Annotated in this window: 22 protein-coding genes; 9 read left to right on the top strand and 13 right to left on the bottom strand. The window is 62.9% G+C overall.

Annotation, left to right across the window (positions count from 1 at the left end; translation table 11 throughout):
* Positions 1-103 precede the first annotated feature (103 nt).
* The 13 genes from HU720_RS18470 to HU720_RS18410 form a co-directional block, all read right to left on the bottom strand.
* Positions 104-568 carry a multidrug transporter gene (locus HU720_RS18470; RefSeq protein WP_186521496.1) on the bottom strand — a complete coding sequence of 155 codons (465 nt, stop codon included), beginning with the start codon at positions 566-568 and terminating at the stop codon, positions 104-106.
* A 158-nt stretch (positions 569-726) separates the two neighbouring features.
* Positions 727-2,181 carry a mannose-1-phosphate guanylyltransferase/mannose-6-phosphate isomerase gene (locus HU720_RS18465; protein ID WP_186521498.1) on the bottom strand — a complete coding sequence of 485 codons (1,455 nt, stop codon included), beginning with the start codon at positions 2,179-2,181 and terminating at the stop codon, positions 727-729.
* 35 nt (positions 2,182-2,216) lie between these two features.
* On the bottom strand, positions 2,217-2,864 hold the full coding sequence (locus HU720_RS18460; protein ID WP_186521494.1) for an alginate O-acetyltransferase AlgF: 648 nt from the start codon (positions 2,862-2,864) through the stop codon (positions 2,217-2,219).
* A gap of 17 nt (positions 2,865-2,881) precedes the next feature.
* Positions 2,882-4,042, bottom strand: coding sequence for an alginate O-acetyltransferase (locus HU720_RS18455; protein ID WP_186521492.1), 1,161 nt, complete (start codon positions 4,040-4,042; stop codon positions 2,882-2,884).
* 10 nt (positions 4,043-4,052) lie between these two features.
* Positions 4,053-5,513, bottom strand: coding sequence for an MBOAT family protein (locus tag HU720_RS18450; protein WP_186521490.1), 1,461 nt, complete (start codon positions 5,511-5,513; stop codon positions 4,053-4,055).
* Positions 5,514-5,695: 182 nt separating this feature from the next.
* On the bottom strand, positions 5,696-6,799 hold the full coding sequence (locus HU720_RS18445) for a mannuronate-specific alginate lyase (RefSeq protein ID WP_186521488.1): 1,104 nt from the start codon (positions 6,797-6,799) through the stop codon (positions 5,696-5,698).
* A gap of 7 nt (positions 6,800-6,806) precedes the next feature.
* Positions 6,807-8,249 (bottom strand): alginate O-acetyltransferase, encoded by a 1,443-nt coding sequence (locus tag HU720_RS18440; protein ID WP_186521486.1) that lies wholly within the window; start codon positions 8,247-8,249, stop codon positions 6,807-6,809.
* 13 nt (positions 8,250-8,262) lie between these two features.
* On the bottom strand, positions 8,263-9,822 hold the full coding sequence (gene algG, locus HU720_RS18435) for a mannuronan 5-epimerase AlgG (protein WP_186521484.1): 1,560 nt from the start codon (positions 9,820-9,822) through the stop codon (positions 8,263-8,265).
* Between the two features lie 18 nt (positions 9,823-9,840).
* Positions 9,841-11,319, bottom strand: coding sequence for an alginate export family protein (locus tag HU720_RS18430; protein ID WP_186521482.1), 1,479 nt, complete (start codon positions 11,317-11,319; stop codon positions 9,841-9,843).
* Positions 11,316-12,758, bottom strand: coding sequence for an alginate biosynthesis TPR repeat lipoprotein AlgK (gene algK, locus HU720_RS18425; protein ID WP_186521480.1), 1,443 nt, complete (start codon positions 12,756-12,758; stop codon positions 11,316-11,318). The genes HU720_RS18430 and algK overlap by 4 nt, the downstream gene beginning before the upstream one ends.
* 12 nt (positions 12,759-12,770) lie before the next feature.
* A complete protein-coding gene (locus HU720_RS18420; RefSeq protein WP_186521478.1) occupies positions 12,771-13,937 on the bottom strand; it encodes an alginate biosynthesis protein Alg44 in 1,167 nt (388 codons plus the stop codon).
* A gap of 36 nt (positions 13,938-13,973) precedes the next feature.
* Complete coding sequence (gene alg8 / locus HU720_RS18415; protein ID WP_186521469.1) at positions 13,974-15,455, bottom strand: mannuronan synthase; 1,482 nt, start codon at positions 15,453-15,455, stop codon at positions 13,974-13,976.
* Positions 15,456-15,523: 68 nt separating this feature from the next.
* On the bottom strand, positions 15,524-16,840 hold the full coding sequence (locus tag HU720_RS18410) for a UDP-glucose/GDP-mannose dehydrogenase family protein (RefSeq protein WP_186521467.1): 1,317 nt from the start codon (positions 16,838-16,840) through the stop codon (positions 15,524-15,526).
* 869 nt (positions 16,841-17,709) lie between these two features.
* On the opposite strand from HU720_RS18410, the gene HU720_RS18405 reads away from it, so the two are divergent.
* From HU720_RS18405 to HU720_RS18365, 9 genes are all read left to right on the top strand, one after another.
* Entirely contained in the window at positions 17,710-18,150 is a 441-nt protein-coding gene (locus HU720_RS18405) for a hypothetical protein (protein WP_186521465.1), read from the top strand.
* An 85-nt stretch (positions 18,151-18,235) separates the two neighbouring features.
* Positions 18,236-19,009: a hypothetical protein gene (locus HU720_RS18400; protein ID WP_186521463.1), complete on the top strand. Its 774-nt coding sequence runs from the start codon at positions 18,236-18,238 to the stop codon at positions 19,007-19,009.
* 55 nt (positions 19,010-19,064) lie between these two features.
* On the top strand, positions 19,065-19,844 hold the full coding sequence (locus HU720_RS18395; protein WP_186521461.1) for a hypothetical protein: 780 nt from the start codon (positions 19,065-19,067) through the stop codon (positions 19,842-19,844).
* 116 nt (positions 19,845-19,960) lie between these two features.
* On the top strand, positions 19,961-20,728 hold the full coding sequence (locus tag HU720_RS18390) for a hypothetical protein (RefSeq protein WP_186521459.1): 768 nt from the start codon (positions 19,961-19,963) through the stop codon (positions 20,726-20,728).
* A 45-nt stretch (positions 20,729-20,773) separates the two neighbouring features.
* Positions 20,774-21,553: a hypothetical protein gene (locus tag HU720_RS18385; RefSeq protein ID WP_186521457.1), complete on the top strand. Its 780-nt coding sequence runs from the start codon at positions 20,774-20,776 to the stop codon at positions 21,551-21,553.
* Entirely contained in the window at positions 21,553-22,227 is a 675-nt protein-coding gene (locus tag HU720_RS18380; protein ID WP_186521455.1) for an ABC transporter ATP-binding protein, read from the top strand. Before HU720_RS18385 ends, HU720_RS18380 begins: the two co-directional genes overlap by 1 nt.
* A complete protein-coding gene (locus HU720_RS18375; protein WP_202883583.1) occupies positions 22,217-23,395 on the top strand; it encodes an ABC transporter permease in 1,179 nt (392 codons plus the stop codon). The genes HU720_RS18380 and HU720_RS18375 overlap by 11 nt, the downstream gene beginning before the upstream one ends.
* Positions 23,388-24,848 (top strand): TolC family protein, encoded by a 1,461-nt coding sequence (locus HU720_RS18370; RefSeq protein WP_186521452.1) that lies wholly within the window; start codon positions 23,388-23,390, stop codon positions 24,846-24,848. The genes HU720_RS18375 and HU720_RS18370 overlap by 8 nt, the downstream gene beginning before the upstream one ends.
* The gene (locus HU720_RS18365; protein ID WP_186521450.1) at positions 24,841-26,070 is read left to right on the top strand and encodes an HlyD family efflux transporter periplasmic adaptor subunit; all 1,230 of its coding nucleotides are present in this window, start codon (positions 24,841-24,843) and stop codon (positions 26,068-26,070) included. The genes HU720_RS18370 and HU720_RS18365 overlap by 8 nt, the downstream gene beginning before the upstream one ends.
* Positions 26,071-26,263 lie beyond the last annotated feature (193 nt).

Here is a 26,263-nt window from a genome sequence, read left to right as displayed (position 1 = left end):
AATCGCCGGGGCTGCTTCGCAGCCCATCGCGACACAAGGCCGCTCCTACCGGGGCCACGCCCGGACATCCGTGGGAGCGGGCTTGCCCCGCGACAGGGCCGAATTAGTTGGCAAATGTACCTTGCAGGTGCTCGGCACGAAACTCCAGCGTCTGCGCCCGATACCCCGAGCGTAGCGGCGGCAGCGGCAGGCAGTCGTGCCACTCGCTGCCCGCCTGCAGTTCGCCAGGCCCGCGGTAGCGCGGGGCATTGTAGGTGTTCTCGGCAAGGTTCACGGTGTCGCCCGGCGCATAGGCCGCGACCCGCCAGCGCAACTCGGTCAGTGGCACCTTGTTACCGTTTTTCATGCGTACCAGCAGCGCGCGGTCGGCAGGGCACTGCTCGGGCGCATAACTCAGGCGAATATCCAGGCGCGCCAGTTGCGCCGCCTCGCGGCTGTCCTGCCAGGCCACCCCCAGCGCCACCAACCCCAGGCCGCACACCGCCGCCAGCGAGATCGGCAGGGCCTTGCCCGGATAGCGCAGCAGCAGGACCAGCCAGGTGAGGATGAGCAATGCGCCGATGATCATGGTGATTCAGGCCTCGGTGAAGGGGGCTCTTCATCTTGGAGCCGCTAGGTTTTAGCTGCAAGCCACAAGAAAAAGCGGGGCAGTGTTGAATCGAAAACCTTCGACCCACCACTGCCCCGCTTTTTCTTGCAGCTTGCAGCTAGAACCTTGCAGCTGCTTTATTGCGCGATGGTTTTCACCGAAACGCCGCGCTCGACCGGCGTGGACGTACGCCCATAGACATCCTCGAAGCGCTCGATGTCATCCTCGCCCAGGTAGCTGCCGGACTGCACTTCGATGATCTCCAGCGGGATCTTGCCTGGGTTGCGCAGGCGGTGCACCGAAGCAATCGGAATGTAGGTGGACTGGTTTTCGGTCAGCAGGAACACGTTCTCGTCGCAGGTTACCTCGGCGGTGCCGGATACCACGATCCAGTGCTCGGCGCGGTGGTGGTGCATCTGCAGCGACAGCGCAGCACCGGGTTTTACCGTGATGTGCTTGACCTGGAAACGCCCGCCCATGTCCACCGAGTCGTACGAGCCCCACGGGCGGTACACCTCAAGGTGGTTCTGGGTTTCGCTGCGGCCCTGTTGGTCAAGGGTGTTGACCATCTGCTTGACGCCCTGAACCTTGTCTTTGTGGGCGATCATCATGGCGTCCTTGGTTTCGACCACCACGATGTTCTCAAGGCCGATCACCGACACCAGCTTGCCGTTGCCGTGGATCATGCAGTTGTGGCTGTCCTGCACCACCACATCACCCTTGGTGACGTTGCCGTTGTCGTCTTTTTCCTGCACTTCCCACAGCGACGACCAACAGCCCACGTCGCTCCAGCCCGCCGACAGCGGCACCACGCAGGCGCGCTGGGTCTTTTCCATGACTGCGTAGTCGATGGAATTGTCCGGGCAGCAGGCGAAGGTGGCTTCGTCGATGCTCAGCACATCGGCCTCTTCATCGCTGCGCTCAAGGGCCAGCAGGCAGGTGTCGTAGATGTCCGGGTCGTGCTTTTTCAGCTCTTCGAGGAAGCGGCTGGCGCGGAACAGGAACATGCCGCTGTTCCAGAAGTAGCCGCCAGCGCGGACGAACTCGTTGGCGCGCTTCTCGTCGGGTTTCTCGACGAACTGCGCAACCCGCGCCACGCCTTCAGGCAGCAGGGCGTCCTGGCTGGAGCGGATGTAGCCGTAGCCGGTCTCAGGCTTGGTCGCCGGCACACCGAACAGCACCATCTCGCCGCGCTCGGCGGCCACGGTGGCCAGGGCCAGGGCGCGTTGCAGGGCCTTCTGGTCCTCGATCACGTGGTCGGCCGGCAGCACCAGCATCAGCTCGTCACGGCCTTCGTTGACCAGCTTCATGGCGGTCATCGCCACGGCGGGTGCGGTGTTGCGCCCGAACGGCTCCATCAGGATCGCCTGGGTGTCCAGGTTCAACGCGGCCAGTTGTTCCTGGACGATGAACTTGTGGTCCTTGTTGCAGACCACGATCGGGCTGTCCATGCCTTCGAACACCAGGCGCTCGATGGTTTGCTGGAACAGCGTGTGCTCGCCGGTCAGGGCCAGGAACTGCTTGGGGAACTGTTTGCGCGACAAAGGCCACAGACGCGAACCGCTACCACCAGAAAGAATTACCGGGATCATCATGTTTCTCCAATAGTCGTTATGAGGCAGAGGGATCAGTTGCTAGCCACGGGGCGAGTTACCCACACCGGCGACAGGCTGTTGCCGGAACCGGTGACGTACAGCACGGCTGCTTCGCCGCGCTCCAGGGCGACGGGTTTGACGTCGCCGACTTTCTTGTCGCCTGCATACAGGGCAAGGTTGACCTTGACCGGATTGATTTCACGTTCGCCACGGCCCTTGGCCGCTACTGGCTTGACCACTTCGGTCTTGCCGTCGGCAGTCTTCAGGGTCAGTTGCTGGTCGCTCAGGTTCTGCACGCGTACCAGGGCTTTCTGCTTGTTCTTGAACGGCGGCTCTTCGATCAACTGCGGGGTGCCGCCGGCGTTGTTGACCAGGGTGTAGTACTTGTCCGAAGCCAGTTTCACCGGGACGCTCTTGCCGCCCACCTGGGCGGTGTAGTCGCCGCCTGGCAGGAAGCTGAAGTCGCTGCTGGACTGGGCGCCGACCTGTTTGATCTGGGTGTTGCCGACCGAGGCTGCGGTCGGGGCGCTGGTGGCGTTGTACAGGCGCACGAAGGTCGAGCCTTTCGGTGCGCTTGGGCCGTACAGGGCAGCATCGGCGCCGGCGAAGGCCTGCATCGAAGCCAGGGAAAGGCCGGCTGCGAGGGTGAGGGCTTTGGCAATGGTGGTTTTAGTAGTCATGTGCGTGTTCCTCTCTATCAGTGGTTCGTCCGGTTGGACGACAAGGCCAGGTTTTCTTCGGATTTGCGGGAGTTTTTCAGCTGCGCGATCCACTGCGGATCGAAGCTGCTGAGGTCGTTTTTCATCGGCAGATAGCGTTCGGGGAATTCCCACACCACAACCTGTGGCGGGGCGTTCTTGAAGGCATCGCTTTGCAGGTACTTGAGCATTGGCAGCAGCGGGCCGTGGCCGTCTTCGGCGTAGTTGGCGACGTCGCTGTGCAGCGCTTGCTGCAGCGCGCCGAGGAAGTTCCAGTGCGGGTTGGCGCTGTAGCTGGTGCCCACCAGCGCCACCGGGATCTGCGTGTCGGCAAACAGGGCATCGCCGCCGCCCTGGCCTTCAGCATCGGCGGGCCGAGTGCTGCGCTGTTGCAGGTTGTCCGGGCTTGGCAGCAGGTTGCTGAACAGCGGGTCCAGGGGCAGGAAGTTGGTCAGGTCGCCTTTGTACGGCGCGCTGGCGCCGGCTTCGGTGATGAAGGTCTGCGGCTCCGCGTCGAGCAGTTGCTGGCGCTTGACCGTCTCGGCGACGGCCTGGGCCACCACCTCGGCGCCCAGCGGCGTCCAGTGCGTGTCGGTACGCAGGAACACCTGGCCACGGGCCTTGGCCTGTTCCAGCGGCGCCAGCAGGTCTGGGGCCAGCACGTTGGCCTGGCGGGCCTGGGCGTGGAAGCGGTTGAACAGGTCGTCGTGCAGGCTGGCCGGGGTTTCCTTGCCGATGTACTCGGCATACAGCCGCGCCTTGGCCGGCACGATCGCCAGCACCAGTTGCACGCCTTGGCGCTGCAAGGTGTCGCGCACACCGCGCACCAATGCCAGGTTGTCCTGCATCTGTTGCTCGGCGTCGGCAGCGGGGTTGAACTCCTCGTCGGTGAACAGCCACTGCTCGCGGCCCAGCACCACGCCAGGGCGGCCTTCATTGAACAGCTTGTAGTCCAGCGCGGCCCAAAGGTTGGTGCCCAGGCGCTTGATCGGGAACTGCTCGTCGTAGTGGGTTTCGGCGGCCTTGGCCAGCTTGCCGTTGAGCACGGTCATCTGCTCGGTGCGGTTGAAGCTTTCCAGCCCGCCAAGCGACCATGCGCCCAGGCCAACCAGCAGGCCCATGAACGACAGCGAATAAGTGATACGAAGTGTCCGGTTCATGATCGGGGCCTCAGAACTGGAAGTAGAGGAACGGTGAGTAGCTCTGCGCCGAGAGCTTGAGCACCGAGGCGACGAACAGCAGCAGCACCAGGGCGCGGGTCATGACCCGGGTCCAGTCCATGCCGACCGAACCGTCGGCATTGACCTGCACCGGGGTACGCGGCGCCTGGGCCGGGGCTGCGTTGCGGTAGAAGTCGCGCAGGCCGAAGAACGCCAGGGTCAGGTAGGCAACCACCAAGGTGGCCACTTGCAGCCCGGTGAGCTGGGCGCGGTTGAGCTCGGACAGCTGCCACTCGCCGAAGCTGAACATGGCGCCGTACATGCGAGCGGCCACATGCAGGTTTTCGGCGCGGAAGATCACCCAGCCGACCACCACCAGCAGGAAGGTAAAGGCCCACTTCACCGGGTTGAAACGCTGCGGGTTGGTGTCCAGGCCCAGCGCTCGCTCGATTGCCAGCCACATGCCGTGCCAGGCGCCCCAGATGATGTAGGTGAAGTTGGCGCCGTGCCACAGCCCGCCCAGCAGCATGGTCAGGAACAGGTTGCGGTAGGTGTTGAAGGTGCCTTTGCGGTTGCCGCCCAGGGTGATGTACAGGTAGTCGCGCAGCCAGGTCGACAGGCTGATGTGCCAGCGGCGCCAGAACTCGGTGATCGACTGGCTGATGTAGGGCTGCTTGAAGTTTTCCATGAAGCGGAAGCCCATCATCAGGCCCAGGCCGATGGCCATGTCGCTGTAGCCGGAGAAGTCGAAGTACAGCTGCGCGGTGTAGGCCAGCGCACCGAGCCAGGCGTCGCCGGTGGTTGGGTTTTCCAGGGCGAAGCAGTGGTCGGCAACCACCGCCAGGGTGTCGGCGATGAACACTTTCTTGATGAAACCCTGCATGAAGCGGGTGCAGCCTTCGGAGAACTTGTCCAGGGTGTGGGTGCGGTTGTTGAACTGGTCGACCAGGTCCTTGAAGCGCAGCACGGGGCCGGCGATCAGGTGCGGGAAGATTGCCACGAATGCTGCGAAGTCGATCAGGTTGCGCGTGGCCGGGGTATCACCGCGGTAGACGTCGATGATGTAGCTGATCGACTCGAAGATATAGAACGAGATACCGATCGGCAGCAGCACGTGGGTCAGGATGAACGGCTCAAGGCCGAACGAAGTCATGATCGCGTTGAGGCTGTCGACGCCAAAATTGGCGTACTTGAAGTAGCCCAGGATGCACAGGTCGACGCCAACGCCCAGCAACAGCCAGCGCTGCGCGGGCTTGGTGCGTACGCCGGCGGCGCCCACCTTCAGGCCGATCCAGTAGTTCCACAGGGTGACGCCTGCGAACAGGGCAAGGAAGTCCACGCGCCACCAGGCGTAGAAAATGTAGCTGGCAACCAGCAGCAGCAGGTTGCGGTAGCGGTTTCCGCTTATGTAGTACAAGCCGAGGAAAACCGGCAGGAACAGGAACAGGAACACGTTGGACGAGAAGACCATCCCGGTTCTCCTAGTTATGCACAGCACCTGGGGCAAAGCGCCCCCCAAACCCCCCAGCCTGGACCGGGGAGCAACCTAATACCTTGTAGGAGCGGGCTTGCCCCGCGACGGCGTCGGCAATGCCGGGCGCCACTGGCCTTCAGGGCCTCATCGCGTGGCAAGCCCGCTCCTGCAAGGGTTTGCTATTTCTTGTGTTCTGCGTTCGGGTCGTAGACCCGCGTTACATCACCGCCCAGGCGGAAGCTGTTGAACGGCTGCATTTCATGCTTGCGCTCAAGGCTGTCGCCGACGCAGTGGTACAGCGCGCACCACGGCTCGAGCCAGGCGTACTTGCTTTCCACCTTCAGGTCTTTCATGTCCTGCTTCTGGCCGGTGCGCTTGACGAAGTGGATCGGGTCGCGAGCGCCAGCCAATACCCCTTCACCCAGGCGCTGCAGGGCAAAGTTGTTCTCGGCGCGCAGGTCCACGCCGTTGGCCTGGGCAAAGCTTGCGATCATCGAAAGCGGCGGCAGGGCGTAGTTGTGATAGGCCAGGGCGCGCTGGCGGCGCTTGAGTTCGTTGGGCAGGAAGCCCTGGTCGTCGATCTGGTTGGCGCCAACCTTGTATTCCTTCACGGCCCAGTCGAACAGGTCGCGGCGGTCGGTGGCGACGGCGGTGGCCATCACCGACCAGGCTGCCCAGTAGCTGTGGTTGTTGATTTTCTCGAGCGGCAAGTCGCTCCAGTCGCGCACGGTCTGCTCGGCCAGTTGCGCCAGCCAGCGTTCGATTTCCTGCGCTTGGGCCTGGTGCGCGGCCAGTGGCCGGGCGTTGGAGAACTTCAGGCGCAGCCACGAACCACTCATGCTGCCCAGCGCCCATTTGCGCATGGACTTGCCGGTGTGGTTGAAATCGGTGGACTCCAGCGCGTCGGCGCGGGCCCAGGTATCGAGCCAGGTCAGCACGCAGTCGAGCTGCGCGGGGCGGCCGTCGCGCATGTACTGGCCGACCATCTTGCTGATGCCACGCTCAAGCGTGGTGATGTCGGCGGTGGAGTCATGGAAGGCTTTTTCCGACGCCACGTTGAGGGTGGCGCGGGCCTTGTCGGAGCCTTCGTACTTGCTGCGAAACTGCAGCGGGCCGGTGTAGGGCTTGGGCGGTGCTTCACAGGTGAAGTTGCCTTCGCCGGTCTTGGGCTTGTCGATCCCCGCGTAGTAGCCCTGTGGTGGCACTAGCGCTGCCTGCGCGGCCGAGCCGAACAGGGCCAGGGCGAGCAGGGTGGGGGCGGTCTTGCGGCTGAATGATGTCATTTTCGCCTCACTGGCCGGCGTGCGCGGTACGTTGCGCGGCGCTGGCAAAGTTGTTGCGTTTGCACAATTTGGCTTCGACTTTCTGGGTCCCGCTTTCCGGCCCTTGCACCTCCAGCGCCAGCAGGTTCTGGCCGGCCCAGTCTTCGTCTTCACGCATCTGGAACACAAAGCGGCCGTCGGTATCGGAGGTTTCGGGCTTCTCGATCTTGATGTCCTCGTGACGGCCGTTCAGGTACCACAAGGTGGCCTGCAGCACTTTCACCGAGGTGTCTTCGAACTTGATGTCGATCTGGTGGTTGCGGTTGGTCAGGTCCTTGATCACGCCGTTCTTGCCGTTGACCAGCAGCGCGTTGGTGCCAGGCTTGAGGGTGGCGCTGGCGCTCATCTGTGCCGGGCGGTCGTCGCAACCGTCGTCCAGCAGGCCAAGGATCTGCCGCCAGATGGTTTCCTGGTCCAGGCGGTACAGGGGCGAGAACTCCCAGATCAGGATCTTCGGCGGGTTGCTGCGGAATTCTTCGCTGCCCAGGTACTGGATCATCGAGCCTTCGAGGCCGCCACCTGGGAAGGCGACGTTGAGTACGTCGGCGCCGATGTACTGCTCAAGAAAGCCCGAGAAGTTGTAGTTCTTGCCGCTGTGGCTGGTGCCCACCAGGGTGATCTGCGCGTTGCCGCTGTCGCCGAACAGGTCGTCGTCACCCGCTGCGCCCTTGGGCTCGGTGGCGAACTGGTCCATGTACTGCACCGCATAGCTGGTGTTGCACAGCTGGCCGGCGACGTTGTGCAGGGTGCCGGTCTTGCCCATGCGCCCGGATTTCTTGGTCTCGAATTCCTTGCGCGGGATGCCTTCGAAGGCCGGCATCTTATGCACGGTGTCGGCCACGATCTTGGCGGCGCGCTCGGCGCCGTACGGCGTCCAGTGTTGGTCGCCACGGAAGTAGAAATCCTTGCCCTGGTCGGCGGCGGCCAGCTGCTCGTTGGTCAGCGGCGACAGGTCCGGCACGTTGTAGCCCATCTTGCTGAAGCGGGCGAGCATGGCTTGGTAGTTGTGCAGCGCCTTCTGGTAGTTGAAGGCCGCTTTCTCCTGCGGGTTGAGCATGTTGCGGTTCACCAGGCCTCGGGTCGGCTGGTACACCACCACCAGTTCCACGCCGCGTTTCTTGAACGCATCGTGTACCTGCTGCAGGCGCTTGTAGCCCATTGGCGTGGTGTCGAACTCGGTGCGCAGGTCTTCGCGGGTACGGAACAGCCAGTCGCCCTGGGCCTGCACCAGCGTGGTGAAGTTCTGCTGGTAGCGGGTGGTGTAGCGGCTGGCGTCATGGGCCTCTGGGCACAGTTGGCAGCACGGCTCGGCGCTGAAGGTCGGGGCCTGGACGTCTTCGGCGCGCACGCCCTGGCTGATGGCCAGCAGTGCGGCGGACAGGCCCAGCAATTTCATCAGATGTGGGGTCATGGTCTGGGCTTCCTTAGTCGATCATTTCGGTCTGGCGTTCGACCGGGTCGATCAGCACAGCCTTTTGCTGGCGCACCAGCAGGTCGAGGATTTCGTCCTGGCGGTCGCCAAGCACGCCGTTGAGGGTGATGCCGCTGGACTTGCGCGGCATCAGCATCGACACCTTGTACAGCTCCACCGACAGCGGCGAGTCGATCGACAACGGGCCGGAACCGTTGGCCGCAAGCTCGCCGCCCACCACGATCAGCGACACCTTGGCGTCGAACGGGTCCAGGGCGATGTCGCGGTCAGTGTCGGACAAATCCTTGATGTGCCCGTAGACACCCACCAAGCCATTGGCCATGGCGATGTTTTCGTACAGGCGAATGTTCACGCTGTTGCGCACGCGGATGCCGTGGCGGCGGTTGTTGATCAGCTTGTTGCCCCAGATCAGGTTGTCGCCGCTTTCGTACAAGGTGATGCCGTCGGTGTGGTTGCGGTAGATCTCGTTGTAGGCAATCAGGTTGTTGACGCTGTTGCGGTCGATCACCACGCCCGAGAGCTTGTTGTCATAGCTCTTGTTGTTGATGATCCAGCTGTCGTTGACCTCGCGCGAAATGATGATGCCGTGCTTCTTTTTGGTGCCGTGCACGGTGTTGCCGGCGATGATCAGGCGGTGCGAGCGGTCGTGCGGGTCGATGCCGTAGACGATGTTGTCGCGGTAGGTGTTGTCCTTGACCACGAAGTCGCTGGTTTCGTAGCAGTAGAAGCCGTACCACATGTCGCTGAACTCAGAGCCGATGATCCAGCCGGTGGGTTCCGGGCGGCCCATCTGCTTGGCCATGTTCGGGGTGTACTGCGAAATGCTCACACCGTACGACTTGGACTTGGAATAGCCGAAGCTGGCCATCTTGCTGTTGACGATGTAGGTCTCGGTGCCGCCCCAGCTGAGCAGGAACGGGCGGAACTGGTCAGGCTTGCGGAAGGTGGCCGGGCCGTTGGCCTGCTCGCGCCAGCCGGTGACTTTGGTGTCGCGCACGAACAGCTTGCCGTCGTTGACGATGAACGCGCCGCCTTCTTCGGACAGGCGCAGTTCCTTGACCTTGCCGTCCACTTCCAGCACGCCTTTTGCGCCGACCACGATCGGCAGGCGCGCCAGGTAGACGCCCGGTGCGGTTTCACGCAGGTACTGGGCGGGCACTTTCTTGCTCAGTTCGACCAGGTCGACATGGCCGTCGTCGATGAAGATCGCCTGCGGAATGCCGTGTTGGCGGCGGACCCACTCGGCGCCCTTATTGTCACCGCCAATGAACTCCTTGAGCGAATCTTCCTGCAGCATGCGGCGCACGCTGACCTTGCCCTTGTGGCGGCGGTCGATTTTCTGTTCCACGGCCTGGGCGGTGTAGCCGCTGAGGTCGGGCAGCTTGGGCGGGTCCAGGTGCAGCGGCTCGATGGGGGCGCTGGCCACGGTGTAGGTCTTGGCCTGTTGCAGCTCTTTGGCGATCACCGCAGGCTCGGCTGCGGCGACCACGCTGCTGGCCAGCAGCAGGGCGCTGGCCAGAAGGCTGTGGCGAAGGTTCGGGTGCAGGTTCATATCGGTCCTCTCCCGGCCTTAGAAGCGCCAGATCACGTCGACGAAGGCGCGGTGCATGTACGAGTCGGCTTCTTTGCCATAGGCATCGCCTGGCTTGAACACACCGGCGCGCAGGCGTACCAGCGCCGACGGCTCGTCGATCGACTGGCTCAGCGAGGCCGGCAGCAGGCCTTGCTTGAAGTACTTGGTGACCACTACGTCCATTTCCTGGCCGAGGTCTTTCTCGCCGTTGATCAGCGGGCGGTTCACGCCGCCGTCATCGACCACGGCATTGATGCCGCTGGAGCCGATGTTCTGCTTGTCATCCACGCGCCAGAACTTGTGATAGATGAAGCTTGCGTCGTAGTCGTCGCGCAGTTGCCAGCTGGCAAACAGCGTGGCGGCCTGCAGGTTGCCCAGCTCACCGCGGAATGCCTCGCCGAAGCGGTGCACGCGCGAGCGGGTGCCGGTGTAGTTGGAGCGGTTGCTCTCAAGGCCGGTCTGCTCGAAGTTGTTCGAACCGTCATCGCCGCCACCGCCGCTGCCCCGGGCGTAGGCCGCGCCGACTTGCCACTGCGGGTCCAGGCGCAGGCGCACCCCGAGGTCGGTGGCCCAGGCGTTGACGTCGCCGCTTTGCGTGTCGCGGGCGATCTGCTGGTTGCCCACGGTGTCGCTGCGCAGGCGGTCACGGTCGCCGGTCAGCCAGGTCACGCTGCCCCAGTAGTTGACGGTGTGGTCGTTGCGCCAGTTATAGGCGTCGCTGTTGGCCTCAAGGCCCAGCCAGGTGAGGTCGCCGGTGCGCGTCTTGTCCAGCGCATCGACGCTTTCGCCGGGGTTCTTCAGGCTGCCGCTGTCATGGGTATGGTGGGCGCGTACGCCGACCCAGTGGCCAGGGGTCCACTGCGCCGCGACGTTGCCGTAGACGTGGGTGCGGTCCTTGTCTTGCGGGGCCAGCTCGGTCAGGTCGGTGCGGTACTCGCTGAAGCGCTGGGCCACGCCCAGGTCGGCCTTGAGCAGGGTGGTGTCGAAGGTCCAGTTCAGCGCTTCGATGTTGGTGTCGCGCCACATGCCGTCGTCGCTGCGCAGGCGTTGGCGGCCCAGGCGCAGTTGCTCGCCGGGGTAGGCGGTCAGGCCGCTGTAGCCGACCCAGAACTCGCGCATGGCCAGGTAGCTTTTGTCCTGCTCGCGGCCGTTGGCGGCGGTGTCGGTGGTGGTGCCATCGTCGTTCTGGCGCAGGGTGTCGGTTTCGATGGTGTCGGTGGCGGTCACTGCCTGGCCCATGGCGAAGGCGCTCCAGTTGCCGCGCTCGCCGTACACCCACGGGCGCAGGTCAAGGCCCAGGCCGTTGACGTCGCCGCCAGGGCGGGTGCCCAGGTCGCGGTCGTCTTCGGATTGGCCGGTAATCTTCACGTCCAGGCCGAAGTTTTTCTGCGCAGTTTCAGCAGCCAGGGTCGGCATCGACCACAGCAGCGCGAAGCTCAGGCCAATGCCGGCTTTCACGAAGGGATTGAGCGTCATAGCGAGTCCTCGGCGTCTACGTCTTTTTCGTCGTCTTGCAGGGCCTCGAGGGCCAGGGTGCTGTTGGCGCCCTGGAACAGGCTGGCGCGGGCCTTTTGTTCCTGTGCCAGCAACTGCCGGGCCTGGCCGAGCTGGTCAGGCGTGAGCTGCTGGTCGAGCTGCTGGGCAAGTTCGGTGGACTGCGGCGTCGGGTTGGCCTGGGACAGCTGCGCGAATACCCAGGCGTTGGTAGGCGCCGGGCGAATGCCGTGGCCTTCGCTGAACAGCTGGGCGAGGGCGTAGTCGGCGCTGTTCTGGCCGCCACGGGCGGCAGCCAGCAGGTGGTCGACGGCTTTTTGCGGCTCGACCTTGCCCAGGTAGCCACGGCGGTACAGCTGGCCCAGGTAGTAGTCGGCGCTGACTTCGCCGGCCTGGGCGGCGGCTTGCAGGTGCTGTTCGGCCTTGGGCGCGTCCGCGGGCAGGGTGCGGCCTTCGTAGTACAGGCGGCCCAGCAGCAGTTCGGCGCGTGGCTGTTCGGCCTCGCGGCCCTTGTCGATGTAGGCCATCAGCTGGTCGGTGTCGCCCAGCTCCGGGAAGTCATACAGCAACTGCGCAAGGCTCACCCACGAGGCCGGGTTGGCCGGGGCGACTTTTTCCAGCAGCTCTTTAGCGGTTTTTTCGTCGGTCTGGCCAAGGCTGCGGTCGGCCAGTACGCGGGCGACGCTGTCGACCCGGCTGCCTGGCACGGTGCCACGGGCATAGGCCGACTTCAGCTGGCTGATCAGCGCTGCCTGCTGGTCGGGCTGGGCGCGCTTCTGGTAGACGGTGGCAAGCTCGACGTAGCAGATGTCGGTGCTGGCCAGCGCTGCCTTGCAGATGCTTTCGACTTCGCCCAGGTGTTGGTCGTAGGTGCCCTGGGTGCGGTACAGCAGCACCTGGGCCAGGCCCGCTTCGGGGTTGCCGGCGGCGCGCCATTGGTCGATCTGCTGCTGCGCGTTGATGTTGGGGAAGCTCTGCGGGTATTGCAGGTAGAGCATCGCCAGTGGGATCAGCGTGTTGCTTTCACCCCGTTGCGCGGCCAGCTTGAGCAGCGTTTCGGCTTCTTCGCGCTCGGCCTGGGTGCTGTCGGGCTTGGCCACCAGCAGGCGGCCAAGGCGGGCCTGGGCGCGCGGCGAGGTGGCAGCGGCGGCGCGGTAGGTGGCCTCGGCTTCCTTCAGCTTGGCGGGGTCGCGGGTAGCCACTTTGATGTCGGCCAGGCCCACTTGCGCATCGCTGTAACCCAGGTCGGCCAGGGCCTTGTAGTTGCGCTCGGCAGTGGCGGTGTCGCCACGCTTGAGCGCCTCATTGGCCAGGCGCTGGTCTGGCAGGCCGGCACAGCCGGCCAGGGTGATGGCCAGGGCCAGCAGCGAAACCGCCCGTGGCAGCGGGCTTGGCCCGCGATTGCTGTTATTGGCGATCATCAATCGGTCCTCTTACAGCCCGCGGGCCACGGCCTTGTCGATCAGCCAATCCAGCGACGGGCCACGGTCGCTGTTGACCGAGACCGGGCGGCCGGCCAGTTCCGATGGCAGGCTCTCGTCAGGCTTGATCTGCACGCGGATGTCCGACGCCAGGTTGTCGGTGTCCAGGCTTTCGCTGCCGACGATGTGGCCGGTGCGCACGCTGTCTTCGCCCGCCACCTGGAAGTTGACGCGGGTGCCCGGTTTGACTTCATCGAACTGGCGGTAGCTGAAGCGTGCCTGCACGGTCGGGATGGTGGTGCGTGGCACCAGGGCGAACACTGGCTGGCCTTTGCTTGCGTACTGGCCATCATCGACGTACTGGCGCGAAACCACGCAGTCGCACGGGCTGGTGAGGGTGCCGGACAGCTGCTTGCCGAACAGTTCCTCAACCTTGGCCGGCTCCAGTTGCGCGTCGTCCAGGTGGCCTTTGAGCATGTCCAGCATGCTGGTGTTGAAGGTGGCCAGCGGCGCGCCTTTGGCGACGCTTGCGCCGTTTTCGACCAGGCTCTGCACGCTGCCGTCACGCGGCATGGTGACGTTGGTGGTTGGTACTGCTACCACACCGGCTTCGGCGTGGCTGACGAAGTACAGGCCGTACAGCGACTTGGCCACGAAACCGAATGCCAGCAGGCCGACCGCGAATACCCCGGCGGTGACGGTGACAGCGCGCAGGCGGCCGAAGGCGCTCAGGCCCGAGCCACTGTCGCGCTGCTTGCGCGCCTTGGTGAAGTTGTCGCGCTGCAGGGTGCTGAGCACGTCACCAACACTGATCAGCTCACCGGACAGGTGGGTGGTGATGATGTGGCGCAGGGTGGCGATGTCGCGCGGCTCGAGGTTCTGGAACTCGGCGCCGACACGGCCGGTTTGCGTGTTGCTGGTGCGCACCAGAATATCCACATCCATCGACAGGCCAAGGTTGTCGACCACGAACTGCAGGCGGCCGCGGATCACCTCGTTGGCCGGCAGCGGCTTGGGCGCGTGGAAGGACAGGCCGCCTGCGGACAGATCGTCGACCTTGACCTCGTGCGGCTCGTTGTTGCTGTCCCGGTAGCGCAGTTTGGCGGGGATACGAACCCGGGCGTGCTGGCGCTGCGCTTCGGACTCATGCACGACATTGACGTTCACGGCGGTATTCATGGCGATTTCGTTCCTGTTATCCGATCCGGGTTTGGCTCACACGACCATGAACAGCACGGCGACGAAGATGCTCGCGGCCGAGAAGGTCATAGTCCGCGAGGACCAGGTGTTGAACCATTGTTGAAAGCTTTCGAGGTCACGTTTCAGGGCAGTGGGCTGGCGGGTCCAGGACTGCTTGTCGAGGCGGAAGAACACGTAGATCTTCATCAGGGCGCCGACGATCTGGTTGTAATAGAGAATCAGCGGGTAGGCCGGCCCGATGCTGTGGCCAGAGCACAGCAGCATGATGGTGAGGATCAGGCGGGTGATGCCGATCCACAGCAGGTACACCAGCAAAAAGCCCATGCCGAACTTGAAGCTTGCGATCAGCGCCACGGTCAGGCCCAGCAGGCTGGTCCACATCGACACGCGCTGGTCGAACAAGACGATGCTGGTGAACAGCCCCAGGCGCTTGAGGCCCAGGCCCAGTGCGCGGGAGTTCTGCCGCAGGTTGTTGCCGTACCAGCGGTACATCAGTTTGCGGCTGGCCTTGATGAAGCTCTTCTCGGGCGGGTGCTCGACCGTGTTGATGGCGGCGTCCGGCACGTAGAAGGTGTCGTAGCCAAGGCGCATCAGGCTGAACCAGCTCGATTTGTCGTCGCCGGTGAGGAACTTGAAGCGGCCCAGGCGCCAGTGCATCAGCGAGTCGCTTTCGACATCAGCGATGAACTCGGGGTCGGTGACCACGGTTGCGCGGAACATCGACATGCGCCCGGTCATGGTCAGCACGCGTTTGCTCAGGGCCATCGAGCACATGTTGATGTGGCGCTGGGCGAAGCGCAGCTTGTGCCACTCGCTCATGATGTAGCCGCCACGCACTTCGCAGAATTCGTTGGTGGTCAGGCCACCGACGTTGGGGTAGAGCTTGAACCACGGCACGGTCTTGCGCACCACGCCCGGGGCCAGCACGGTGTCGCCATCGATCACCGCAGCCACGGCGTTTTCATCGGGCATCATCCGCGAGATGGCGCGGAAGCCATACGCCAGGCCGTCGCGCTTGCCGGTACCGGCGATGCGCACGAAGTCCAGGGTGACGTGGTCCGGTGGGTTGTACTTGGCCCACAGGCTCTTGATCAGCAGTTCGTCGCTCATCTCGACCAGCGAGCAGACCACGGTGGTCGGGTAGCCGCAGTCGATGGCTTCGCGAATGACCGAGCTGTACACCTGCGCGGTGGTCAGCGCGTCGATGCGAAAGCTGGTGACCATCAGGAAGACATGCGAGGGGTCCGCGGCCTTGCCCAGCTTCTGCACTTTGCGGCGCAGGTAGGGGTAGACGATGTACAGAAAGATCATGCCGCGGATGAAATGGGTGGCGCCCATGGAATAGCGCCAGATGCCGACAGCGCCGACCAGGAAGATGAAGTGCTTCGACTGCGAGTCGAAGATGTCGCTGGGCAGGGCCAGGGCGATCAGCATGAGCAGGCTCATGTAGGCCAGCCATCCGGCGCAATGCAGCAGCACTGTCTGGAACCTTTGCATGTTCGGCATCCGTGAAGAATTCTTGGTGGGGAGGGCAGCGCGCCGAACGACGCGCCGCCCGACCGGGGTTACCAGCAGATGCCTTCGGTGCCGCTGGTGGCGCAGGTTGGCTTGGTCATGAAGCCAACCAAGTCGATCACCTGCTTGCCGGCCGGCGCCTGTTGGGCGAGGGCGCGGAACTGCTCGTCACGGTTGCCCAGGACGATGATGTCGGCCTCGCCTACCACCTGTTCGAAGTTGGAATTGAGCAGCGACGAGACGTGCGGGATCTTCGACTCGATGTACTCTTTGTTGGCGCCGTGAACGCGGGCGTACTCGACGTTCTGGTCATAGATGTTCAGCTCGTAGCCTTTGCCGATCAGGCGCTCGGCAAGCTCCACCAGCGGGCTTTCGCGCAGGTCGTCGGTGCCGGCCTTGAACGACAGGCCCAGCAGGGCGACCTTGCGTTTTTCGTGGCTTTCGATGATGTCGAAGGCGTTCTGGACCTGGGACTCGTTACTGCGCATCAGCGAGTCGAGCAGCGGCGCCTTGACGTCCAGGCTGGCTGCGCGGTAGGTCAGGGCGCGTACGTCCTTGGGCAGGCACGAGCCGCCGAAGGCGAAGCCTGGGCGCATGTAGTACTGCGACAGGTTGAGCACTTTGTCCTGGCAGACCACATCCATTACTTCGCGGCCATCGACGCCGACGGCCTTGGCGATGTTGCCGATTTCGTTGGCGAAGGTCACCTTGGTGGCGTGCCACACGTTGCAGGTGTACTTGATCATCTCGGCGACTTCGATGGGCTTGCGGATCACCGGGGCGTCGAGTTCTTCGTACAGGGCCTGGAGCACGTCGCCGCTGGCGCTGTCCAGTTCGCCGATGACGGTCATCGGTGGCTGGTCGTAGTCCTTGATCGCGGTGCTTTCACGCAGGAACTCAGGGTTGACCGCAACGCCGAAGTCGACGCCGGCTTTTTTGCCCGAGCAGTCTTCAAGGATTGGGATGACCACGTTCTTGACGGTGCCCGGCAGCACGGTGCTGCGCACCACGATGGTGTGGCGGCGGGTGGTGTCGCGCAGCACGTAGCCGATTTCGCGACACACCGACTCGATGTACTCAAGGCCCAGGTCGCCGTTTTTCTTGCTTGGGGTACCGACGCAGATCATCGACACGTCACTGGCGCGGATGGCTTCGGCGAAGTCGGTGGTGCCACGCAGGCGGCCGTTGGCCAGGCCCTGTTGCAGCAGTTCTTCCAGGCCCGGTTCGACGATGGGCGACTTGCCCTGGTTGATCAGGTCGATCTTGGTGCGCGAGACGTCCACACCAATCACTTCGTGGCCACGTGCCGACAGGCAACCTGCACAGACTGCACCTACATAACCCAAACCAAAGATGCTGATACGCATCGCATTCACCTCGTGTGTTTATCTCGCCAGCCCTTGCTCGCAAGAGCCGACCGGGTAGATTAACCAGCAGTTTTCGGGCGCACGGTGCCATGGCGAATGCACACTTCACCGAGCGCAGGCATGAATAAATCCGGAGCGCAAAAAGTTATGCACTCAAAGTTGGCAGTCAAAGGCCGTTATTGAAAGGCGTGCCCTGAAATGCAGCCGTCGTTATTGCAGCTCGAACTTTGCGCGCTGCTGTGCTTGTTCTTTCAATTGGAAAAAAACCTTTTGAAATCAACCACTAGGACGATTAGTAGGAACGCCTCTCTGCTTCGCAGGCAGGCCATTCGGGGTTTCCCGTTACGCCTGCCTTAGTTTCCGTTACGGGCAGTGGATGCCCGCCGGTTGTCATCTGTAAGTCATCTCTCACGTTGCACGCTTGAAACTCGTTACGGGTGCTATGAGCGATTGGTCGTAGAAGAAGTTCCTGACCCGATTCAGCTCAGATGAAAGATTTCTAAATATTTATTCAGCAATGGATACTTTCACTTTGATGGCACGCCGCGGTCTTGTCCCCGGCTGTAAAGGGTGAAAACGAGGCGGGGTAGTGGATTGCCATCATGTAAAAAAATTTTTCAGAAATCGTCAATTTTTGTACGAACGGTCTGATGGCGCACCCCGAAAATAAACGTAATGTTTATTTTTTGACGCCAAGAAATTGGCTAAAGTAGTTGCGCCGAACGTACTCTTGAAGGGCGGTACGTGCTCCATTTCGGAGCGACGGCACGAAAGGGCTCACCCTCATCGTCAATCGGTGGGGGGCAGTTGGCCACGCATGGAGGCAGGCGGCTGCACATTTGAGTCCTCAACAGACAGAGGAATAGTCGATGAAGAAAATGTCGAAAAGTGTGGCAGCGCTGGTGACAGTGCTGATGGCGGGGGTGGTTCACGCAGGGCCGCCGGTTGAGGTGACGTTCAAGAATCTGGGGAGTCAGCGTGCTGTTCTCAAGCTTTCCACGACAAACGAAAGCAGCACATTCCAGATTGCTGACCCTAAGCCTGACCAAAGCGTTGATCCAGGAGCCGAGACCTTTGCACGGGTTAAACGTGTAATCAGTCCCGACGTCAATTCCGCCCAGTTGCGCTACACGATCGGCAGCAAAACCTGCGCTTTCGGGACCATCTATCAGATGCGCACCCTTGCCGGGGGGATCAAGAAACCCGAGTGGACCAAGTCGGCGAATCCCAGCGGTGGTGCGACCTGCAGCGCAACCATCACGCGCACGGGAGCGGACTATTCCTGGGCCGTTGAGTTCACGATGAAGTAACCCTTTACCCAGCCTTCACCCGCTGCGTGACGCCTGATGTAAGGCGGTGCGCAACGGGTGGGTTGCACACTCAGGAGATAAGTTGATGGAGAACATTCGTACCGGCGGCTTTAACCCCGTTACTTCGCCACCAGCAACATTGCGGCGTGTTGGCAGCGACAGTCTAGAACAAGCTGACGAGGCGCTTCTACCGGCTGAAAAGGACCAAACCTCATTATCGAGCCTTGCCCAGCAACTGAGCGCTGCCGCTGAGCGCGCAGCGGCTCGTGATGCATCGCTTACTCGAAGCGAGCTCGCGGACTTCGCACTGGATGTCCTCGGAAAATTAATGGGAGAGGCATACAGCCTGGCCAAGGATTTCTACAACACCCAGTTGCCGGATTCAGATGACCCGATGTTGTTAGAGCGCGCTCGGCAAGCCAACGCATTTGCCATGGGGAAGGGCGAAAATCCGTTCAAAGGCCTGAGCCGCGAACAGTTGAGCCTGATTACCTACGATGAAAGTGGTGCGTTTACCGTCAATGAACGTCGAGCGGCACGCAGCGAGAGGACTGCGCAGCATAACGCGTGGGCCCGAGAGACGATCGCCAAGCTAGATGCCGAGTGGCGGCAGACCGGTCGGAATGACAAAGGCCTCAGTGAAGTTCTTGATTTTTATAACTCATTACCACCTATCGAAGTTGCCCAGTACGGTAACTATGAGGCGGATATCTTGACGCAGATAGGTGGATATGAAAGTCAACAGCAGGCGTTCAGTAATACGCTCGCCGATTTTCTTATTAATAAATGGGGTGGTGCAGAAGATTCTGCTGCTTACAGCCCGTCAGAACCCTCAATGGGTGCTGCGCAAGATAGATGACCCTTGTTAAAGGTGACGCGCAGTTAAGTTATCTCTTCTAGAAATCGAGTGTGCAATGGAATCTATTCGATCTGGCCGTATCGATGTGCCGCCTTCTGCCACGAGCGTCAGGCGCTCCCCTGAAAACGCCACAACCACTAGCACCGAGCCGGTGGCATTGCCTGCGCCGCAAGAACCAGAGCTTTCATCTTTAGCTAAACAACTTAGTGCTGCAGTTGATAGGGCTGCAGCCCGCGACGCCTCGCTTACACGCAAGGAGTTGGGGGCGCTTGGAGAGTCCCTTTGGGAAAAAATCGCCGGGCAGAGTTATTACTTCAGCAAGCAGTCGCATGACGATTTTGTGCCCGACACCGACGACCCAAGTTTGCTCGAAAGAGCTAAACAGGCGACGGCATTCGTTAATGGGAAAGGTGAAAATCCGTTCAAGTCGTTGGGCCGTGAAGAGTTGAGTGCCATTGTCTACGACCAAGCCGATGTGTTTACGGTTAACGAGCGTCATGCCGCATGGAAGGAGGTCAATAAGCGGGACAGTGAATGGACTCTGCAGATGACACAGAAAATGGATGCCGAACGCCAGCGCACGGGAGGCATTGATCGGGGAATTGGCGAAATTCTTGATTACTTGCACGCTCTTCCTCCCATAGAAGAAGCGCAGATCCTGGGTAATTACGACGTCAACCTCAGGATGCAACTCAGCGGGGCCGAAATCGACTGGCCCGAATTCAACACCTCACTGCTCGACCTGCTCGCCAACAACTGGGGGCACGCCGAAGAGGAGGTTGAGCCCGACCCTACCGGCGAGCCCGACGCCAACCTGGGCAAGACTCTCGACTGATGCCGGACACCATCAGGTTCATAGACATCACCCGTCGCCACGGCGAGCAGACCATTCTGCCCGCGCGCAAGGTTATTCATTTGGCGAAGTAAGCTGAGTGAGAAGTGGAGGAACTAATGATAGAAGGTATACACGGTGGTGGTTTCAGGAAAGCCTCGATAGTCTCTGCTAATGCAGGAACATCGCAAGGCACTGAAGTTGGCATCGTTGAGAACGAGCGGAGCGAGCAGCCACACGATCAACTATCAAGTTTGGCTAAACAAATTCAAGCGGCTGCGGAGCGCGCAGCAGAGCGTGATCGGATATTGTCGCGTGATCAACTAGCGACGTTGGCGAAAGATATTCTTGAGCGACTTTCTGGTGGTAGCTATTTATTGTCAAAGTCTGCTCATGACGGCTACCGGCCGTCAACGGAAGACCCTGAGCTTCTGCTACGCGCCGAGCAGGCTACTGACTTCGCCAACGGTAAAAGCAGCAATCCGTTCTCGGGCCTTTCCCATGAACAATTGAGCTTTATTACCTACGACGAAGGCGGTGAGTTCACCGTGAATGAGCGTCGTGCCGCGTTAATCGAACTGGCCGACCGGCACGGAAAATGGACTCAGGCTGTAACTCAGAAACTCCATGCCGAACGCCAGCGCACGGGAGGCATTGATCAGGGAGTTAGCGAAATTCTTGATTACTTGCACGCTCTTCCTCCCATAGAGGAAGCGCAGATCCTGGGTAATTACGACGTCAACCTCAGGATGCAACTCAGCGGGGCCGAAATCGACTGGCCCGAATTCAACACCTCACTGCTCGACCTGCTCGCCAACAACTGGGCGCACGCCGAAGAGGAGGTTGAACCCGACCGGGTGCTGCGCAAGATAGATGACCCTTGTTAAGGGCGATGCGCAGTTAAGTTATCCCTTCTAGAAATCGAGTGTGCAATGGAATCTATTCGATCTGGCCGTATCGATACGCCGCCGTCTGCCGCGAGCGTCAGACGTTCTCCTGAAAACGCCCCAACCCCTAGCACCGAGTCGGTGGCATTGCCTGCGCCGCAAGAACCAGAGCTTTCATCTTTAGCTAAACAACTCAGTGCTGCAGTTGATAGGGCCGCAGCCCGCGACGCCTCGCTGACGCGCAAGGAACTGGGGGCGCTTGCAGGGGCCCTTTGGGAAAAAATTGCCGGGCAAAGTTATTACTTCAGCAAACAATCTTATGACGAATTTGTGCCTGACACGAACGACCCGAGTTTGCTCGAAAGAGCCAAACAGGCGACGGCATTCGTTAATGGTAAAGGTGATAACCCTTTCAAGGCATTGGGCCGGGAAGAGTTGAGCGCCATCGTCTACGATCAAGCCGATGTCTTTACGGTCAACGAACGTCACGCCGCATGGAAGGAAATCAACATGCGGGAATGCCAATGGACTCGGGATATCTGCCAGAAACTTGATGCCGAGCGCCAGCTCACCGGTCGGATTGACACTGGGCAGCGCGAGATTCTGGCGTATTACCAGTCTCTCCCTCCTATCGAGGAGGCAAAGCTCATCGGCAGTTACAAAATCAATTCAAGTATTCAGGGCGCCGACTTTGAAATCGACTGGCCCGAATTCAATACTTCACTGCTCGACATGCTCGCCAACAACTGGGGGCACGCCGAAGAGGAGGTTGAACCCGACCGCACCGGCAAGCCCGACGCCAACCTGGGCAAGACCCCCGACTGATGCCGGACATCATCAGGTTGACAGACATCACCCGGCGCCACGGCGAGCAGACCATTCTGCATGCCGTCTCGCTGGCCATCCCTTGCGGGCAGACCTGCGCCATCGTCGGCCCGTCGGGGTCGGGCAAGAGCACGCTGCTGAACCTGATCGGCCTGCTCGACCAGCCTTGCACGGGCCAACTGCTGCTCGACGGCCAGGACATGACCCACGCCAGTGCCGCGCAGCGGGCGATCATGCGCAACCGGGCGTTGGGTTTCGTGTTCCAGAGCTTCAACCTGTTGCCGCGCCTGTCGGCGCTGGACAACGTGGCGCTGCCCTTGAGCTACCGCGGCGTCGGCCTGCATGCGGCGCGGCGTGTGGCGCAGGGGCAGTTGGCTGCGGTCGGCCTGCAAGCGCGGGCGCGCCATTACCCGGCGCAGTTGTCCGGCGGCCAGCGCCAGCGCGTGGCCATCGCTCGGGCGCTGGTGACCGAGCCGCGTTTACTGCTGGCTGACGAACCTACCGGCAACCTGGACCGCAGCACCGCCGATGACATCCTGCAACTGCTGCTGGCGCTCAACCACGAGCGTCGGTTGACCTTGGTGATGGTGACCCACGACCCGCAGATGGCCAGGCACATGCAGCGCTGCATTGAGGTCAGCGATGGGCGGGTGAGTGATGGGCATGCAGCCTGAACGCTATGGCCCAGGCCTGCGCATGCGCCTGGGCGAAAGCCTGGCCAGCTTGCGCCAGCTCGGCCGGCGGGCGTGGCTGGCGTTGCTGGGTATCGCCATGGGCTGCGCGGCGGTGGTGGCGCTGCTCGATGTCGGGCACAGCGCGGCGCAGCATGCGCGGCAGGTGTTTCAGGGCATGGGCAGCGAGCTGATGGTCGCCAACTTGATACCTGTTGCCGACGGCGGTGCCCGTGCGCCGGTGGCTACCGGCTTTGCCGCGGCCCCAGGCGCCGTGCGCGGGTTGGCGCCATTGGCCATGACCGTGGCCGATGCCCGACGCGGCGCTGCCAGCCAGTCGCTCATGGTGGCCGGCAGCACGCCGGCGCTGGCCGAGGTGCTGGGCTTGCAGGTGCAGCACGGGCGCTTGCTGGCTGCGCGGGATGCGCGCAGTACCCATGTGCTGCTCGGGGCCGGGGTTGCCAGCCAGTTGCAGGCTGGGGTCGGTGACCGTGTGCAACTGGGGCGCTACCTGTTCGAGGTGGTGGGCGTGCTGGCGCCGCGTGGCTACAACCCTATGGTGCCGCTGGCTGTGGATGATGCAGTGCTGATGCCGCTGGCGGGCCTGCGGCGGCTGTCGGCATCGAGCCAGATCAGCGTGGTGCTGGCCTTGGCGGCTGATGACACACGCATGGCGGAGGCGGCTGCGGTGCTGCAGTTGTTCTTGCAGGTGCAGATTCCGGCCATGCAGGTCGAGGTGTTGCTGGCGCAGCAACTGCTCGATGGCATGGCGCGCCAGTCACGGCTGTTCACTGGGCTGCTCGCCGGGCTGGGGGGTATCGCCTTGCTGGTGGGCGGGGTGGGGGTGATGAACGTGATGCTGATGAACGTCAGCGAGCGCCGGCGCGAAATCGGCGTGCGCATGGCGTTGGGGGCACGGCCTGCCGATATCGCCTGGTTGTTCCTGCTCGAAGCGCTGCTATTGGCCGCCGCTGGGGCGCTGCTGGGGGCTTTGCTCGGGGTGCTGGCGGCCTGGGGCTTTACCGCTGCCAGCGGTTGGCAGTTGCAGCTGGACCCGTTGTCGATACCGCTGGGGGTGTGCAGTGCGTTGGCCAGTGGCGTGTTTTTTGGGTTGCAGCCGGCCTTGGCGGCGGCGCGTCTGCAACCGGTGGTGGCGTTGCGTGATGACTGAGCTGCGGGGGTTGCTGCTACTGCTGGTGTGCCCTGCATTGCTGGCCGGACAAAGCCTTGCGCCGTCGCAGCCAAGCCAGGCGGCAGGGGTTTCAGCACGGGCCTACCGCGCCGCACAGGCGCCACAGGTCGAGCTGGCGCTGGCTGATGCGGTGGCCTTGGCGCTGCGCGACAACCGCGCTATCCGCAGCGCGTACCTGGAGCGGATTGCGCAGAAGTTCGAGCTGCGCGTGGCCGGCGACCGCTTCGCCCCGCAGTTGGCGCTGAAGGCGCGCTACCTGGGCAATCGCAACCGCCAGGACCGTTATCGACAAGCCGACCTCACCCCGGCAGCCAGCCTGCTGACCCCGTATGGCACCCGGCTCAGCCTCGACTGGGCCTATGGCCATACCCGTGCCGATGCCGCCGGGCCGCGTTATCGCGATGGCGCCAACCTGCTGGTCATCCAGCCGCTGCTGCGCGGCGCTGGCCCGGCGATAGCGGGCGCGCCGTTGTTGCAGGCGCAACTGAGCGAGCAGGCCAACCGCTTGGCGCTCAAAGACACCGTGGCGCAGACCATCACCCAAACCATCGGCCTTTACCGCGAGCTGTTGCGGGCCCAGGAGCAGTTGCGTATCGCCACCGATGCTTTGCAGCGCTCGAACCAACTGGTGGAGGTCAACCGCTCGCTGATCGCCGCTGGGCGCATGCCGGCCTTCGATATCGTCCAGGCCCAGGCGCAGGTGGCCAGCCAGGAACTGGCGCTGGAGGACAGCCGCAACCGCTTGCATGCCAGCCGCCTGGCGTTGTTGCAGGCCCTGGCGCTAGACCTTGCTACGCCATTGCTGGCTACCGAGCGGCCGCAGGCGCAGCACGTGCAGGTTGATGTGGGGCAGGCCTTGCAGCAGGCCAAGGCGCTGCAACCGGGGTACCTCATGCAGCTGATTGCCGAGCAGCAAGCCCACATCGGCGTGCGCCTGGCCCGCGATGAGCAGCGCTGGGACCTGTCGCTGCTGGCCGGTGCCAGCCAGGCCCGCGAGCGCCCAGGCAGCCAGCGTGACTGGGAGCAGTACGTCGGGCTGGAGCTGGAAATCCCCATTGGCGACCTCAGCCGGCGCCAGGCACTGGTGCGCGCCGAGGTGTCGCTGGCGACCCAGCAGGAGCGCATGGCCGAGAGCCTGCAACAACTGCAACGCCAGGTGACCGATGGCGTGCGCGAAACCGAGGTGCGCTGGCGGCAGTTGGAAATTGCCGGGCGGGCCTTGGCGCTGTCGCGGCGCAAGCTGGAAATCGAACAGGAAAAACTGGCCTTGGGGCGGTCGAGCAACTTTCAGGTGCTCAGCTTTGAAGGTGATCTGCGCGATGCCCAGAGCGTGCAGCTCGATGCCTTGATCGGCTACCTGAATGCCCAGGCCGAACTCGACCTGGCACTGGGCACCACGCTCGATAGCTGGGAGGTGGCGCTTAATGATTAGGTTGATTCAATGTGCGCTGGCGGCGCTGCTGGCGGGGGCGATCCTGCTGCTGTGGCAGCCTTGGCAGGCGAGTGCCCCGGTTGCCAGCCAGGGCCACTGGCTGCGGGTGCACCCGCAGTTGCTCGAACGGCGCCTGGGGGTGCTGGGGCGTATCCAGCCGGCGCAGCAGGTCACGCTGGCCGCCCCGTTCGAAGGCACTGTGCAGGTGCTTGCGGTGCGTGAGGGTGAGCAAGTGGCAGCGGGGCAGACACTGCTGGCGCTGGACACCGCGCAGTTGGATATCCAGCTGCGCGAGGCCGATGCCCAGCGGCTCAAGGCCAGCCGCGCGCTGCGCGAGTTGCAGGCTTGGCAGAGCGGCCCGGAGGTCACCCGCGCGCAGCGTGCGCTGACGGTTGCCAGGCGCACCTTGCAGCACAGCGAGGCGGCGCTGGCCGATACCCGGCGTTTGCTGGCGCGCGGCATCGTTGCCCGGCAGGAGCTCGATACCCTGGAGCAGCAGGTGAGCGCCCAGCGCCTGGAACTGGTCAGTGCCGCAGACGAACTGCAACAGACCAAAGCCCGTGGCCAAGGCGAGTACCTGCACATCGCCGGTATGGAGCTGAGCAATGCCCAGGCGCGCTACGACGCGCTTGCCGCGTTGCGCGCACAGCGTGTGGTCAAGGCGCCCTTTGCGGGCCTGGTAACGCGGGCGGCGGCAGAAACCGAAGGCCAGCAGCGCCTGGTCCAGGCCGGCCAGTTGGTGAGCCAGGGCATGCCCTTGCTGGGCCTGGTGGAGCTGGGCCGTTTGCAGGTGCTGGCGGCGGTGGAACAGGGCGATCTGGGCAAGGTGCGCGAGGGGATGGCGGTGCAGGTGACCGGTGACGGGTTCCCAGGGCAGTTGCTGCAAGGCACGGTGCAATCGCTGGGGTTGCAGGCGCGTGATGATGAAGGGCAGGGCGCGTGGTTCGATGTGCGTGTGCAGTTGGCCACCCAGCCGGACCCTTTGGCGTTGGGGGTGCGCCTGGGTATGAGTGCGCAGGTGACGGTGCTGTTGTATCGCAAGGAACAGGGGATGGCGGTGCCGGAGCAAGCGCTGCGCAGTGGGACAGATGGGCGCCAGTATGTGCTGTATCGGGCAGGCCCAGGGCACGTGGAAAGCCAGGTGGCAGTGGTGGTTGGCGAGGCGCTGGTGCAGGGGGTTGAAGTCGAGGGGCTGCAGGCGGGGGAGGTGCTGTTGCCGTGAGGCCATCCGCAAGCGCAAGCCTGTGGGGGCCTCATCGCAGGCTATCGCCAGCTCCCACAGAGGCCATGTTCAACCGCAACATTACTGGTTGGACCCAACCCTGTGGGAAATGATAGAGCGTTGTGGCGAGCGGGCTTGTCCCGCGTTGGGCTGCGCAGCAGCCCCTTGGGTTTTCAGGGCTGCTGCGCAGCCC

Origin of the sequence: Pseudomonas sp. SWRI51, from assembly GCF_014268825.1 — a bacterium.
Lineage (GTDB): Bacteria > Pseudomonadota > Gammaproteobacteria > Pseudomonadales > Pseudomonadaceae > Aquipseudomonas > Aquipseudomonas farsensis.
This window is presented reverse-complemented; position numbering and strand designations above follow the sequence as displayed.